This window comes from Microcystis sp. CS-574 (genome assembly GCF_028329095.1).
GTDB lineage: Bacteria > Cyanobacteriota > Cyanobacteriia > Cyanobacteriales > Microcystaceae > Microcystis > Microcystis ichthyoblabe_A.
In genome coordinates this window covers 23,957-37,681 of the sequence record NZ_JAQMSY010000022.1, presented here as the reverse complement: position 1 = coordinate 37,681, position 13,725 = coordinate 23,957, and the positions used below count along the sequence as shown (strand labels likewise).

Genomic DNA, 13,725 nt, shown 5'->3' with positions numbered 1-13,725 from the left:
TATAATTAAATTAAAAATGGATTTTAGGTTCGATCCCCCCTGCCCCCCTTGATAAGGGGGGTGCCGATCCCCCCTTAGTCCCCCCTTTAATCCCCCCTTAATAAGGGGGGCATCTGACAACTTTTAACGCCTACCTACTTAAGTTTTAAGTTAATTAGTTAGTTATACTAAATCTGGTTATTAAAGACTGATTATTTATTCCCTTTATGTAGCCTATATTCAACGGATTTAGTATTAGTTATCTTTATTTTTATCTTTATCTTTATACTTGATTACTGTTTACTGGACGGCTACGCCTTGCCTTTGGCAACACTGAAAAATCTTCCCCACTTCCCCGATCAAGATGAATTTAGAAGCAATCATCCTAGAGGAAATTAAACAATCAGTAGCGGGTCGAATTAGCTTCGAGCGCTGGATGGATTTAGCTCTCTATCACCCTGATTATGGCTATTACACCTCTGGAAAAGTAGAAATTGGCTCAAAAGGAGATTTTTTTACTTCCTCGTCCCTAGGGGCAGATTTTGGTCAATTGTTAGCAGAGCAATTTGTCGAGATGGCGGAATTTTTGGGCAATTCCCGAGGATTTACTTTAGTGGAAGTGGGAGCAGGTTCGGGGATTTTAGCGAAGGATATCCTTGATTATTTAAGTGATAGCTATGCTGATTTTTATCAAAATCTCAGTTATATAATTATTGAACAATCTCAGAAACTCAGGCAAAGACAACGGGCAACTTTAGCGGGATATTCCCCGGTATCTTGGCAAAGTTGGCCGAATTTAGCCGATAATTCCCTTGTGGGTTGTGTGTTTAGTAATGAGTTAATCGATGCTTTTCCTGTCCATCGAGTTGTGATCGAGTCGGGAGAATTACGAGAAATTTATCTGGGATTGGGGGAACCTTTTCAGGAGATTATCGCAGATTTATCCACCGACAGAATCAAAGACTATTTTGATTTAGTGGGGATAAATATTCCTTCACCACTTTATCCGGAGGGTTATCAAACCGAGGTAAATTTATTAGCTTTAGACTGGTTAGAAACGGTTAATCGGAAACTTGATCGAGGTTATATCTTAACCATAGATTACGGTTACACTGCCGAAAAATATTATCATCCCCAAAGAAGTCAAGGAACCCTACAATGTTATCGACAACACCAGCGTCATGATCATCCTTATTTGTGGGTGGGAGAACAAGATATTACCACTCATCTGGATTTTACTGCTTTACAACGTCAAGGGGAGAAATTAGGCTTAAAAAATCTCGGTTTTACTCAGCAAGGATTATTTTTAATGGCTTTGGGATTGGGAGATAGATTAAATCAACTTTCTCAAGGAAAAATCGATATATTAACTATATTTCAGCGTCGAGATGCCCTACATCAATTAATCAATCCCACCGGTTTAGGAGGATTTGGAGTGTTAATTCAGGGGAAAGGAGTAGAGGAAAGAATACTTCAGGGATTAAGTAAATAACTAAAAAAAAGGGCTGAATGCTGTTAACTTTCAGCCCTAAGAAATGATTAAGCTCCTACGGATTCTTTAGCGGCATACATTACCTCTAAAGTTATTTCACCAATCCCTCGCTCCCGGGCGAATTTTTCGGTATTTCGTTTGACTTTCCCGCGCACAAAACCGGGTATTTTCTGCAATTCTACCGTAGCTTCCTTATTCCAATTTAGGTCAGAATCTGCCGAAATACCTTTAGTAATTACCTCTTTGGTATCATGACCACCGAATATCTCTAATAGGTGATCTTCCATACCCAAAGTAAAGGAATTATAGACCAAATCGGCGATCTGATTAGTGCCTTCGTAACCTAAGAAAGGTTTATAACCGAGGGGGAAATTTTGGATATGAATAGGTGCGGCAATGACTCCACAGGGAATATCTAAACGTTTACCCACATGACGTTCCATTTGAGTACCAAATATCGCCGCTGGTTCTAATCGAGCAATAGCATCCCCTATCGCCCCATTATCATCACTAATTAACACTTCATCGCAATATTCACTCACTTGTTCCCGGAACCAATCCGCATCATACTTGCAATAAGTACCCGCTAAAACCACATGAATTCCCATCTCCCTGGCGAGAATTTTTGTCATAGCGGCTGCGTGGGTATTATCACCAAAAACCACCGCTTTTTTCCCGGTTAAATTCTGACAGTCAATGGAACGAGAAAACCAAGCAGCTTGGGAGATATGCAGAGTTTGTTCATTGATAAAATCTTCGTAATCTACTGCTGCACCTTGGGGATTAATTACCTCTTGAATTTTGCGAATACAGCGGGCTGTTTCCACTACTCCCATGGGGGTAATATCAACGTAGGGCATGGCGAATTCACTTTCGAGATATTTGGCTGTCATTAATCCCACTTCTCGATAGGGAACCAGATTAAACCAAGCGCGGGGCAGATTTTTTAAGTTTTCCACCGAGGCAGCTTCGGGAATAATTTCGTTAACTTCAATGTCCAAATCTGCCATTAACCGCTTTAATTCTGTGCGATCATGTTGGTTATGGAAACCGAGGGTGGTAATACCAATAATATTAACCGAAGGTTTAGGAGTTTTCTGGGAGATAATTTCCCCTTTTCTCTGGGCCTTATCGAGATAATACTTGATAATTTGATAGAGGGTTTTATCGGCCGCTTGTAGTTCATTATAGCGATAGTGGTTGACATCGGCCAGCAGCACATCTCCTTGGGCATCCTGTCGCGCTCTTTCGACAAAGTTTTGTAAATCCTCTTGGAGAATACTGGAGGTACAGGTGGGGGTTAAAACGATTAAATCGGGACTTTCTTCGCGATCTTTGCGAACAATATTATCGACGACTTTTTCTTGGGAACCCCGGGCTAAAACATTACGATCGACAATACTAGCAGTGACGGGGGTAAAATTACGCTCCCTTTCCAACATCGAGCGCATGACGTTAAAATAATCGTCTCCCAGAGGAGCGTGCATGATAGCATGAACATTTTTAAAGGAACTGGCGATCCTTAACGTGCCAATATGAGCGGGACCCGCATACATCCAATAGGCCAATTTCATAGAGGGTTCTCCTACAGTCAGACTTTTTTGATTGTCTCAGACTTTACCGATTTAGGGGTGAACACTTAACGGAAGATTACAAAAAGTCCCCATGCAGATTAAGTATCTTTTTGGGGAAAAATGACACAAATATTAATATTAACTTTTTTAACAATTTATGTCATGAGGGCAAAAATTTCTTTACCGACCGCTTGGTAACAAAGCCAACCGAAATTCGACCGGGGGTCGGGATAATCTTTGACGATGACTCCCTTTTCGGCCGCTCGTTCAAAAGCGACTAAACGGGGAATTTCTCGCTTAAATAGCGGTAATTTTGCTTCTTCTAGAGCTTTCCGCGCTTCCCGTCCTGTTTTTGTCCGTGAATCCACTTGGGTTAAAAGAACTCGATAATTATCGGTCATCGTGGACAGCAATTCTGCCGCTTTAATGGTGACATCGATATCGAGATGATTGGGAGTGGTGGGTAAAATTAATAAATCGCTGCCCTGAGCTAAATCTTTTAACTCGTCTGGCTCCGGCCGGGCCTGGGTATCGACGATAATATGAGTGTATTGTTTTACCAGTCCCGTCGCTCCAGCTTGGGACGCTACCATAAAAGGAAGGGTATCTTCCCGGGACCAATGGAGAGCCGAACGATTTTTATCCGCATCAATCAATAAGGTGGGCGCTTTTTCTTGAAAATAGGCGGCCAAATGAATCGATGTGGTGGTTTTCCCGACCCCTCCTTTCAGTGCTACGACGGAGATAATCATGAACGGATCGAATAAGTGAGTATTTTCTAGTGTAATCCCAGACGGACTGAAAACCGTTTAAGTTTCCCCCAGAAAGGCTATCAGTCGGGATTCTTGATTTTTGAGCCTGGCTCTCTCGATATTTTGGTGTAATGTGTTTCTTAATGTTAGATTTTATGTTAGATTTTGGGCTTATGCTCTCCCGATCGATCACTTTTTCTGCTCACCACAACTACGGGAGTGTCTTCAATGTTGAAGCAATTCTTAGCAATAGCGATCGCTTTCATGATTGGGTTAACTGGGGAATTAGTCCTCTCTTTACCCGCTACTCGTTTATCCGATCAAGAAATCTCCCAACAATTACAGACTATCCCGGGCTGGCAGTTACGAGATCAACGGATTGAAAAAACTTTTAAATTTAACAATTTTATCGAAGCGATCGCTTTTGTTAATCGCTTAGTTACTCCGGCTGAATCCCTAGGTCATCATCCTGATATTACTATCAATTACAATCGCGTCACTCTTTCCCTCACTACCCATGACGTGGGAGGTTTGAGTAACTTAGATTTTGATTTAGCTCAACAAATTGATCGTCTGATTCCCTAGTTTTAAATCAGCCTTTAAAGCACACAGCTATTATCTTTGCGAATATCCCAACTACCATCAACACGGAATAAAAATAAACAGCGTTTGTCGGGTGTACCGGAAGCAACTAAAGTAATTCTGCCTAACTGTCCCCAAGAACCCCCTAAACCCCCCCTTGTATCGGCCCAACTAGCGCGATAAATTGTCCCTTGATTACCCGCCGGTCCACTAACTCGGCGTAGGGTAGAATTATTAGTATCGATGCTAACACCGCGAGTGATGGGAGTCCAATCGGTGACATTTTCACATTTGTCCCCTTGCACTTTTGCCACTTTAATCTGTTGGGTTTCATTTTCTGCCATGCACAAAGATAGGGGATGAGAACCTTCTCCCATGGCTTGATAACGGGTATGTTTCCAATGTTGTGATATTTCAAAGGTGGCGATATTTAAGCGAATCCAAGCCATTAAACGATGATAAACAGAAAGGGCAATGGTTAAGAGAATTCCTAATAAAATTAGGGTAACTAACATCTCGACTTGAGTTAAGCCAGAGGTGGATTTTTGCCGATTAAAAAGCTGTAGATTGCCAAAATGTTTTCGAGAAAGGTCGAAGATATTCATGAGCCTCATCTTGCCTTTTTATTTTCAATAAATTATGTAATTAACAAGGAGCAACAATTAATTTGCTCTAGGATAATCCACATAATTTCTTGCTGTTATTACGGACAAAATTGACTGCGATCTCTATTTTTTTCTGATATTGGCAAAAAAAGTTATCTTTAGGCAAAAATGAGCTACATAAAAGCAATTTTCTGATTTTTTGCTCAATTAAGTTTATTTGCTCTGTTTATATAGCCAAATGTCCCGCTAACGAGTAAATCCCAATTGTCGTCGGGCCTCGAATAATCCGATCGCCACACTAACGGAAAGATTTAAACTTCTCACCCCCGGTTCTGCCATGGGAATATAAACCGTGTCATCGCACTTATTTAATAAATCTGCTGGAATACCGTCGGTTTCACTGCCAAAAAGTAGCCAATCTCCGCTTTGATAGCTGTATTCCACATAACTGCTGCTGCCGCGCACGGTAAACCCGATCGCCCTTCCGCCGCTCTTTTGTTGATATGCACAGAAGTCATTAATTGTCAAGTGGTACATAAGTTTTACATAGGGCCAATAATCTAAGCCGGCCCGCTTCAGATAGCGATCGCTAATTTCAAAACCCAAGGGACCGACTAAATGCAATTCTGTCCGCGTTGCGGCGCAAGTACGGGCAATATTCCCCGTATTTGGCGGAATTTGCGGATTGATTAAAACCACTCGTAAAATCGCTTCAGTCATTAGTTATCGGTTATCGGTTATCAGTTCACTGTTCACGGCAAAAAACCCCCCACCTCTCAATTCATAATTCATAATTTAAATTTATAATTCCCACTTCCCATCTCCCTTGGGTGAGGACTAACTATACTGGATTTTGCCCCACCCTACTCAAACTTATTTTAAATTGGTATAACTATCCATACTCAACGGGACTAAATCGCCATAGATAGTCAAACCTAACAACATTGTTGCATTAGCGGGGATTAAATTGCCTGTAAGAGCGCAAATCTCATTTTTTCTAGCTGTAGCGTTAAATACTGCCCTTATATCGCTGGCACAAAACTGAGGTCGATAATCTCCTGATTTCTGCTGAACGAAATTCCATAGGACATCACGAATGAGTGCTTGATAACCTTGATTGCCAGAAATCTCTTTCAGCTTGTCTTTGAGGACTCTTTCCAGACGAATGCTGGTGACTTCCATCTCGGTAGTGGTGGTGCGTGTGATTGTCCGCATAATTTTTTTTCTCCCAAATACTAAAACCTATTGATGTTACAAGTGTAGTATAAGAAAGATACCTTTAACAAGCACAACCGGCGAAACCATCACCTCTACTGCTCTTTTATTGTCACCTCTAAGGAAAAACCGCGTCTAGTCAGAATCCTATTTTGCTGTTAGAAAAAACATTGCTTATAGTCTATCTATTAAGAAAATTTTAGGTAGAGTGCGTTAGGTAATCTCTCATTTGTAGGAAAAAAATCAAGCTCTCGTTAAGGAACGGATATTTAATGAGTAAAAATTATTAGACAAAGGACAAGAGAGGCATTTATTATCCCGATTTACTCTATTATTGGTCAAGTAACCCATCTTTAATTTCCCTTCTGATCTCATCTAAGTATTGGGAAGATTGCTGATAATTAGTATGATCTTTATCGTTTATTTCTACCCCTTCTGCTAGTTTTAATACTGATGTATGATTGGGATCAATAAATTTTGGGATCGGTAGTTTAATCGAGATAACTTGATGATTAGAAAAATAGGTGGCAAAATCAAAATAGCCGAATTTAGAATCAAAAACAATCCATTCTTTGTCAATTAATTGTAGCTTAGGATCTTTGACATCAAAAGCGTATAAAAAAGCGGCGGTATAAAAACCCGCATAATATAAAAAGTCATTATCATTGCTAAAACTGCAACCAGAAGCTGTAGTGGGATGACCAGGACATATATGAGGTATAAATTCTTCTCTAGAATGATATTTTTGTATTTTTTCTAACACATAACTATCGTATTTAGGACGACAACAACATACGGTATGACCATAGACAGACGTTAAATAAAATCTATCTCCTTTATATCTCAATCCCAAGGAACATTCATCATAACTTAAATCAACCATATCTCCCCCCTCTCCATAGCCTCTATTGTTAGAAGTTTTCTTGTAATAGAAGCTATAATGAATATCTCCATCCGTGCCATTATATTCTTTTTTTCGGAGACGAATAGCATTGATTAATTTAATCCAGTCAGACTTCAGCATAAACGGCAATCGCATTGATTAAATAATTAACTATTATTATAGCAGTTATCTTAACGGTGAGATAAGAAGTTTTGGTTTTGGAGGGCCAGTGGTTGGTCGTCCATAGCAAATTAGGTTATACTTCATCTTGATAAGCAACGCTGTCCTATACCCAAACACCTAGAAACAATTGTTATTGTTCCTCAGATTGACAATAACTCTAATTGTCTCCCCTGTAGGTCTTGAATGCAGATATTTTCTTGAGAATCTCTGGATAAATCTAAAGTTTTAATCACCTCTTTTGCCACCGCTTCTACCACGGGAATGGCCACAGAATTGCCGAACTGTTTATAAGCTTGGACATCGCTAACAACAATCCGAAAACTATCGGGAAATCCCTGTAATCTTGCCCATTCTCTGGGGGTCATTCTGCGGACGAATAATTTATTTACCTCTCCCTTAATGCGAGTAACGGGAGTAAAATTAGTCAGTCTTTGATCGATAACTAAATTTCTTTCTTTTCCCATACCTCCCACCACAATAGCATTAGCGATACCATCGGGAGAAATAATCTCATAACCGAAACCATTACCTTTATGTTGGTGTCTGGCCTTGTGTTTAAACAAAGTTTCTAAATACTGATTAGAGAGATAATATTTAACGCTGACTTCCTTTTCTTCTAGGATATCTTTGAGACAAGTTTCTTGATAGGTTGGTTGGGGATAGGAAAAATGGTAAATATTTAAATCCTCTCGAAAACCGACGATAAAAATTCGGGGACGGTTTTGAGGAACCCCAAAATATCTGGCATTTAAAATCTGGGGACTAGGGACAAAATAATGCAAATCCTTTTCTAATATATCTAAAATAGTTTTTAAAGTTTTACCTCGATCATGATGGACTAAACCCTGGACATTTTCTAAGATAAAAGCTTTCGGTTTCTTTTCGTGTAATATCCGGGCAACTTCAAAAAATAAGGTTCCGCGTGCATCTTCAAAACCGTGTTTTCTGCCGGCGATACTAAAGGCTTGACAGGGAAAACCGCCGCAGAGTATATCATGATCGGGGACAGTTTTTACCTCTAATTTTCTGATGTCTTGATTATCGGGTAAATGACCATAGTTAGCCAAGTAAACCTTTTGGGAGTGAGGATCGATTTCCGAGGAAAAAACGCATTGACAACCGAGATTCTCTAGAGCGATTCTAAATCCTCCTATACCGGCAAATAAATCAATAAAAGTCCACATATTTTATCTATTCTAAGCTTTTGTTTTGATCCCAGAGACGATATTAAACTGGCTATCTTAGATTTTAGTATAAATGCTCGCATCTTTTTCCTCGCCAAAAAAATCAGGAGCAGAATTTCTACTCCTGATAACCTATTCACTTTAGACTTGCCAATTTATTGGAATATACTGGCAACTTTGGCGCTTACGTCCGGTTGAGTTTCAGCGTAGATATTTTGACGAGTAGCGGCGATTTCTGTATAAGCTTGACGCACTTCCGAGTTAACTGCCACCGTTTTCACATCGTAGATACGGGTAGCCAGTTGGGGATAAAAACCGATAGCGACAATCAAAGCGAGGAAAGAGACAGCGATAAAGATTTCTCTGGGTTTAGCGTCAATATATTCTGATTCGTCAGGAAGGACACAGCTAGTACCAAAACAAACTGCTTGTTCGTTGCTTTTGTTGAGGGTAATGTTAGTAATATCGCAGGAAGAACCATCTCCGTAGAAAACTTGACGAAGCATGGAGAGTAGATAAATCGGGGTGAGGATTAAACCAACGGAAGCGAGGAAAACAGTCACAACCCGGAAGGTTTGGCTATAAACGTCACTGCTAGTGACACCGATGAATACAGTAATTTCACTGGCAAAACCGCTCATTCCGGGTAACGCTAGGGAAGCCATGGCGCCGGCAGTAAAGAGAGCGAAGACTTTCGGCATCGCTTGAGCAACCCCACCCATCTCGTTTAAAGCTAAGGTATGGGTGCGGTCATAGGTGACACCAGCAAGGAAGAATAAGACGGCGGCAATTAAACCATGGGAGAGCATTTGTAACATAGCGCCGCTAATACCCACATCGGTAAAGGAAGCAATCCCTAAAAGGACGAATCCCATGTGTGAAACCGAGGAATAAGCGAGACGACGTTTCATGTTTTGTTGACCGAAGGAAGCGAAAGCACCGTAGATAATATTAACGACACCGAGAATCGCTAGAATCGGAGCAAAGTAGATATGTGCATCGGGTAGAAGCCCCATATTAAGGCGGATTAAACCATAACCACCCATTTTGAGGAGAACACCAGCGAGAATCATCGATACAGGTGCAGAAGCTTCACCGTGAGCATCGGGGAGCCAAGTATGGAGGGGGAAGATGGCGAGTTTGACCCCGAAAGCGATTAATAAACCAGCGTAAAGGACTAATTCTAAAGCGAGGGGATAATCTTTAAATCCTAATTCCGCCATGTCAAAGGTCATCGTACCACCACCGTAAAGAGCCATGGCTAGACCAGCAACGAGGATGAAGATAGAAGCGGCGGCGGTGTAGAGTAAGAATTTAGTGGCGGCATAACGACGTTTTTGGCCACCCCAGATGGAAACGAGTAGATAAACGGGAATTAACTCGATTTCCCACATTAAAAAGAATAATAATAAGTCTTGGGCGACGAAAACACCAATCTGAGCGGCGTAGAGCAACAGCATCAGGAAGTAGAATAAACGGGGTTTACGGTCCACTTGCCATGCGGACAAGATAGAAAGGGTTGTCACCAATCCTGCTAATAAAACTAACGGTGCCGAGATACCATCCACCGACACCGCCCAACTTAAACCAATTTGGGGAACCCAATCGATTTTTTCTACTAATTGTAGGTTGGGGTTGCTTAAATCATATTTTTGTAAAAAGACGTAACACATTAATATAAAGTCTGCTAGTCCGACTCCAAGAGCAAACCAACGAACGGTTTTTCCTTCCTTGTCGGGGATTACAGGGATTAGGAAGGAGGAAAGCAAGGGGAGCAAAATGATGGCAGTGAGCCAGGGGAAGTTAGCCGTTAGCATGGCAGTAAGAAAAAATACCTATTTCGTTATGTGTTCATTTTATGCGACTTTGTAAAATTTTGTGAATATTTTTTCTCCTACCTTTACCATAGGATTTTATCTATAGTTGCCGCATCATCATCGATTAACCCAAATAGGCTTGTTTGACCCGCTCATCCCTGAGTAAATCCCCGGCTTTTCCCGCAATAGTCAAGCGTCCCGCTTCCAAAACATAGCCGCGATTGGCAGTTTCTAGGGCTAAATTGGCGTTTTGTTCCACTAACAGGATAGTTACTCCCGATTCATTTAATTTACGGATAATACTGAAGATTTCTCGCACTATCTGCGGCGCTAGTCCTAAACTGGGTTCGTCTAGTAACAATAACTTGGGACGACTCATTAAAGCTCTGGCGATCGCAAGCATCTGCTGTTCCCCACCGCTTAGGGTTCCCGCTAACTGCTCTCGGCGCTCCGATAGTCGGGGAAACAGTTGCCACTGCTCTTCGATATCGCTTTTTACTCCTAGGCGATCGCTCCTCGTATAGGCACCTAACTGCAAATTTGTCAAGACTGTTTGACGAGCTAAGATTCTTCTACCTTCCGGACTATGGGCAATTCCCCGTTTAACGATTTCATGGGGCGGTAAATGGGTAATATCTTGACCCTGATAGATTATTCGCCCGGTCTTTGCCGTTAAAAGCCGAGATATCGTCTTTAGAGTCGTCGTTTTTCCTGCTCCGTTCGCTCCAATGAGGGTGACAATTTCCCCCTTTTCTACCCTTAAGCTAACCTGCTGTAATGCCTTTATTCCGCCATAATTAACCGATAAATCGTTAATTTCTAACATAAACCCCGTCAAATCCCAATAGGATCACTATAGCAGTGATCAGTTACCAGTTATCAGTTACCAGTTATCAGTTACCAGTTATCAGTTACCAGTTATCACTGATCAGATGTGAGTTTTTAGTCAGTCCCGATGAAAAAATTTTCACCCCCACAGATGAAAGAGGTTTCCTTCCCTACACCCCACACCCCACACCCTACACCCTCTTTCAAGTCAGGGATAAGGAGGAACCCCGATCATTTGTACTGAATTTTCCAAGACGCATTATTGAGTGAGGGGTATTGAGTAGCATTAACAGTGCTGTCTTTTCACTGCTTACTGTTTACTGATAACTGATCACTGATTATCTGCCTAAAACTTCCAAGACCACTGGGGCAACTCCCGATTGGAAGACACCGATAATCGCTGCCGCACCTCTGGATAGGTCGATGACGCGGCCACCGCTAAACGGACCGCGATCGTTAATTCGCACCACCACTGATCGCCCATTACGCAGATTAGTTACCCTAACCCTAGTGCCGAAAGGTAGATAGCGATGAGCGGCAGTTAAACCACCAGAGTTAAAAGTCTCACCACTAGCGGTGCGACGACCGTGGAAACCAGGACCATACCAAGAGGCCATTCCCCGTTTACGGGGGCGACTGCTGGTTTTTGTCCCCTGGGTTGTTTTTGGCTTCTCTGCTGGTGTCACTGAGGCAGGATTGCTGGCCGGGGCCGGTTTGACTTGATTGGGTTGTGATTGGGGTTGTATGGTCGAAGGAATGGCCTCTTGGGTGCGGGGTGTAACGCTTGCCGGGACGGTATTTTCTTTGTCCACTAGGGACTCCAAAGTTTTTAGAATTTCGTTAGCATTATCTTGAACCGAACGTGATACTTTAATATCTGAATCGGATGTTCGACTATTAGAAAAAGCGGACAGAACGGTTTGAGTAGTTGACTCGATAACAGTTTGACGACCTACGCTAATATCCGTCAAGCTGTTGCTGTGTCCTGCTGTCTGGGAACAAATTATCGAGGCTGTAGTCCCCACTACCGTAAGGGCGGTTACAGCTTGTAGTTTGTTGATCAGTTGTTTATTCATAGACCTTCTTATTGTGCGTTAGCAAGTTCCCAATGCAAAGCCAAAGGAATTTGCTAACATTCCTTTTTGCTTGCAAAGCTAACTTGGTTGCGTTCTGTTCAACCCTATCACGGAAAATTGGTTGGTCATTACGAGAATTTATATCGTTATCGGGCAAGAGAATCAAAAATTTAAATAAAGGGTTGACTTGCACTAAGAACCAAGTTAAGATAGGAAGTTTTTAATTTTTTGTCTCCTAGAGGGGGTCAAGGTTAGGAAAACTTGGGGAATTAGTGAAATTTCGAAAGGTAATAACGCTAGTATTGACAAGGCTTTCAAGGATTATCAGCCCCCCCCGATTTCCCTCTATCGATGCAGATAATGGTTAATAAAACTGTTTTCTTCGCTACAAAAAACCAGATTTTTAATATTAATGTTAAATCGGACTAAGGATCAAAGATTAAAAATTATAATAGGGGCTTGACAAGGAACTAAAAATAAGGTGTTATTAGCCAAACTTAACAACGTAATCAGAAATGCTGATACAGGCTAATAATAAATCCTGTTTAAAAGGGATAGGGAAGTGGGGAAGTGGGGAAGTGGGGAGTATTTTGCTGTGAACAGTGAACTGAAAACCCGCATCTGAATACTGAATACTCACTCCTAACCCCACTTTTTCGGCAAACCCTATATATATAGATGGCCGAGGTCCGAACGGGTGTGGGGTGTAGGGAAAGAAACCTCTTTCATCTGTGGTGGTGAAAATTTTTTCATCGGGACTGACTCCTAACCCCACGAAAAGCTTTTTCGGCAAACCCTATCTAATGTGTGTTGGGTTTCCTTGGGTCAATCCAGTGAGAAAATTAATCGTAGTAACGCACCAATTTAATGACAAAGTTGGTGCGTGGGGTGCAGATTATTGATTTTGGTTTTTTAACAGAATTAGTAACCGCAAACACGCACCCTACAAGATCAGCGATCACACTCAACTTAATATCAACAGACTTTCTGTTTCACTATCAAAAAATTCAACAATAATTAAAAAATAAACTCTTAAAATTTCGATAATTTTTGCAGTGGGACTATTGCCAATACGAAGATAGATAAATTTTGGTGGATGACCATATAATAGACTGCGCTGATGAAAATCGGCATCTTTAGAGACAATTACAAAATCGTTGAATTTGGCAAATTCCCAGATAAGTGCATCATCAGTATTGATCAGTCCTAAAGTCTTGACGCGCTGAGAATCAGAATATAAATCAATTATTTTATCAATAATCCGATCTGACAAATTTTCATCTAATAACAGTTTCATAAAGAGGTGATAAATAATTTTTTCTCTCGATCAGCAGCAAAAGCCAAACAAGCTTTGATATCCTCGGAAGTTAATTCTGAAAAATCCTCAAGAATTTCTGCTTCTGTCATTCCTGCTGCTAAATATTCTAGAATATCGTACACAGTTATACGCATTCCTCGAATGCAGGGTTTTCCGCTTCGTTTTCCAGGTTCAATGGTAATAATGTTTTGGTAACTCATAATGCTTTAATTATTTTGACCTTCCCAATTATATCTT

At 41.1% G+C, this 13,725-nt stretch carries 15 protein-coding genes; 2 read left to right on the top strand and 13 right to left on the bottom strand.

Annotated elements, in window-relative coordinates:
• The first annotated feature begins 343 nt into the window (after positions 1 to 343).
• Positions 344 to 1,471, top strand: a complete 1,128-nt coding sequence (locus PN470_RS01600) for a class I SAM-dependent methyltransferase (RefSeq protein ID WP_271936411.1) — start codon at positions 344 to 346, stop codon at positions 1,469 to 1,471.
• A 47-nt stretch (positions 1,472 to 1,518) separates the two neighbouring features.
• Here PN470_RS01600 and bchB read toward each other — a convergent pair whose 3' ends face one another.
• Together bchB and PN470_RS01590 are read right to left on the bottom strand one after the other, a co-directional pair.
• Positions 1,519 to 3,045 carry a ferredoxin:protochlorophyllide reductase (ATP-dependent) subunit B gene (gene bchB, locus PN470_RS01595; protein WP_004162303.1) on the bottom strand — a complete coding sequence of 509 codons (1,527 nt, stop codon included), beginning with the start codon at positions 3,043 to 3,045 and terminating at the stop codon, positions 1,519 to 1,521.
• 155 nt (positions 3,046 to 3,200) lie between these two features.
• Positions 3,201 to 3,797: a ParA family protein gene (locus PN470_RS01590; RefSeq protein WP_002740297.1), complete on the bottom strand. Its 597-nt coding sequence runs from the start codon at positions 3,795 to 3,797 to the stop codon at positions 3,201 to 3,203.
• 228 nt (positions 3,798 to 4,025) lie between these two features.
• Here PN470_RS01590 and PN470_RS01585 point away from each other — a divergent pair, with 228 nt between their 5' ends.
• Positions 4,026 to 4,382, top strand: coding sequence for a 4a-hydroxytetrahydrobiopterin dehydratase (locus PN470_RS01585; protein ID WP_002754602.1), 357 nt, complete (start codon positions 4,026 to 4,028; stop codon positions 4,380 to 4,382).
• A 14-nt stretch (positions 4,383 to 4,396) separates the two neighbouring features.
• On the opposite strand, the gene PN470_RS01580 is transcribed toward PN470_RS01585, so the two are convergent.
• The 11 genes from PN470_RS01580 to PN470_RS01530 form a co-directional block, all read right to left on the bottom strand.
• A complete protein-coding gene (locus PN470_RS01580) occupies positions 4,397 to 4,984 on the bottom strand; it encodes a prepilin-type cleavage/methylation domain-containing protein (protein WP_103111404.1) in 588 nt (195 codons plus the stop codon).
• 246 nt (positions 4,985 to 5,230) lie between these two features.
• Positions 5,231 to 5,704, bottom strand: coding sequence for a tRNA (cytidine(34)-2'-O)-methyltransferase (locus PN470_RS01575; RefSeq protein WP_103111405.1), 474 nt, complete (start codon positions 5,702 to 5,704; stop codon positions 5,231 to 5,233).
• A gap of 153 nt (positions 5,705 to 5,857) precedes the next feature.
• The gene (locus PN470_RS01570) at positions 5,858 to 6,199 is read right to left on the bottom strand and encodes a hypothetical protein (RefSeq protein WP_016517050.1); all 342 of its coding nucleotides are present in this window, start codon (positions 6,197 to 6,199) and stop codon (positions 5,858 to 5,860) included.
• A gap of 331 nt (positions 6,200 to 6,530) precedes the next feature.
• Entirely contained in the window at positions 6,531 to 7,223 is a 693-nt protein-coding gene (locus tag PN470_RS01565; protein ID WP_002739522.1) for a hypothetical protein, read from the bottom strand.
• A 182-nt stretch (positions 7,224 to 7,405) separates the two neighbouring features.
• Positions 7,406 to 8,449 (bottom strand): DNA cytosine methyltransferase, encoded by a 1,044-nt coding sequence (locus PN470_RS01560; RefSeq protein ID WP_272103466.1) that lies wholly within the window; start codon positions 8,447 to 8,449, stop codon positions 7,406 to 7,408.
• Between the two features lie 155 nt (positions 8,450 to 8,604).
• Complete coding sequence (locus PN470_RS01555) at positions 8,605 to 10,266, bottom strand: NAD(P)H-quinone oxidoreductase subunit 4 (RefSeq protein WP_271936403.1); 1,662 nt, start codon at positions 10,264 to 10,266, stop codon at positions 8,605 to 8,607.
• 124 nt (positions 10,267 to 10,390) lie between these two features.
• Positions 10,391 to 11,092 carry an ABC transporter ATP-binding protein gene (locus PN470_RS01550; protein ID WP_272103464.1) on the bottom strand — a complete coding sequence of 234 codons (702 nt, stop codon included), beginning with the start codon at positions 11,090 to 11,092 and terminating at the stop codon, positions 10,391 to 10,393.
• Between the two features lie 340 nt (positions 11,093 to 11,432).
• A complete protein-coding gene (locus PN470_RS01545) occupies positions 11,433 to 12,170 on the bottom strand; it encodes a septal ring lytic transglycosylase RlpA family protein (protein WP_004162293.1) in 738 nt (245 codons plus the stop codon).
• A 487-nt stretch (positions 12,171 to 12,657) separates the two neighbouring features.
• The gene (locus PN470_RS01540; RefSeq protein ID WP_272103462.1) at positions 12,658 to 12,963 is read right to left on the bottom strand and encodes a hypothetical protein; all 306 of its coding nucleotides are present in this window, start codon (positions 12,961 to 12,963) and stop codon (positions 12,658 to 12,660) included.
• 171 nt (positions 12,964 to 13,134) lie between these two features.
• Complete coding sequence (locus tag PN470_RS01535) at positions 13,135 to 13,467, bottom strand: DUF5615 family PIN-like protein (protein WP_069475376.1); 333 nt, start codon at positions 13,465 to 13,467, stop codon at positions 13,135 to 13,137.
• Entirely contained in the window at positions 13,464 to 13,688 is a 225-nt protein-coding gene (locus tag PN470_RS01530; RefSeq protein WP_002745983.1) for a DUF433 domain-containing protein, read from the bottom strand. The genes PN470_RS01535 and PN470_RS01530 overlap by 4 nt, the downstream gene beginning before the upstream one ends.
• Positions 13,689 to 13,725 lie beyond the last annotated feature (37 nt).

Bases quoted from the DNA above. Each gene is read 5' to 3' on its own strand.
- PN470_RS01580 (WP_103111404.1), bottom strand. From the start codon at position 4,984: ATGAATATCTTCGACCTTTCTCGAAAACATTTTGGCAATCTACAGCTT.
- PN470_RS01585 (WP_002754602.1), top strand. From the start codon at position 4,026: ATGTTGAAGCAATTCTTAGCAATAGCGATCGCTTTCATGATTGGGTTA.
- PN470_RS01560 (WP_272103466.1), bottom strand. From the start codon at position 8,449: ATGTGGACTTTTATTGATTTATTTGCCGGTATAGGAGGATTTAGAATC.
- PN470_RS01565 (WP_002739522.1), bottom strand. From the start codon at position 7,223: ATGCTGAAGTCTGACTGGATTAAATTAATCAATGCTATTCGTCTCCGA.
- PN470_RS01570 (WP_016517050.1), bottom strand. From the start codon at position 6,199: ATGCGGACAATCACACGCACCACCACTACCGAGATGGAAGTCACCAGC.
- PN470_RS01535 (WP_069475376.1), bottom strand. From the start codon at position 13,467: ATGAAACTGTTATTAGATGAAAATTTGTCAGATCGGATTATTGATAAA.
- PN470_RS01600 (WP_271936411.1), top strand. From the start codon at position 344: ATGAATTTAGAAGCAATCATCCTAGAGGAAATTAAACAATCAGTAGCG.
- PN470_RS01530 (WP_002745983.1), bottom strand. From the start codon at position 13,688: ATGAGTTACCAAAACATTATTACCATTGAACCTGGAAAACGAAGCGGA.
- PN470_RS01590 (WP_002740297.1), bottom strand. From the start codon at position 3,797: ATGATTATCTCCGTCGTAGCACTGAAAGGAGGGGTCGGGAAAACCACC.
- PN470_RS01575 (WP_103111405.1), bottom strand. From the start codon at position 5,704: ATGACTGAAGCGATTTTACGAGTGGTTTTAATCAATCCGCAAATTCCG.
- bchB (WP_004162303.1), bottom strand. From the start codon at position 3,045: ATGAAATTGGCCTATTGGATGTATGCGGGTCCCGCTCATATTGGCACG.
- PN470_RS01545 (WP_004162293.1), bottom strand. From the start codon at position 12,170: ATGAATAAACAACTGATCAACAAACTACAAGCTGTAACCGCCCTTACG.
- PN470_RS01550 (WP_272103464.1), bottom strand. From the start codon at position 11,092: ATGTTAGAAATTAACGATTTATCGGTTAATTATGGCGGAATAAAGGCA.
- PN470_RS01555 (WP_271936403.1), bottom strand. From the start codon at position 10,266: ATGCTAACGGCTAACTTCCCCTGGCTCACTGCCATCATTTTGCTCCCC.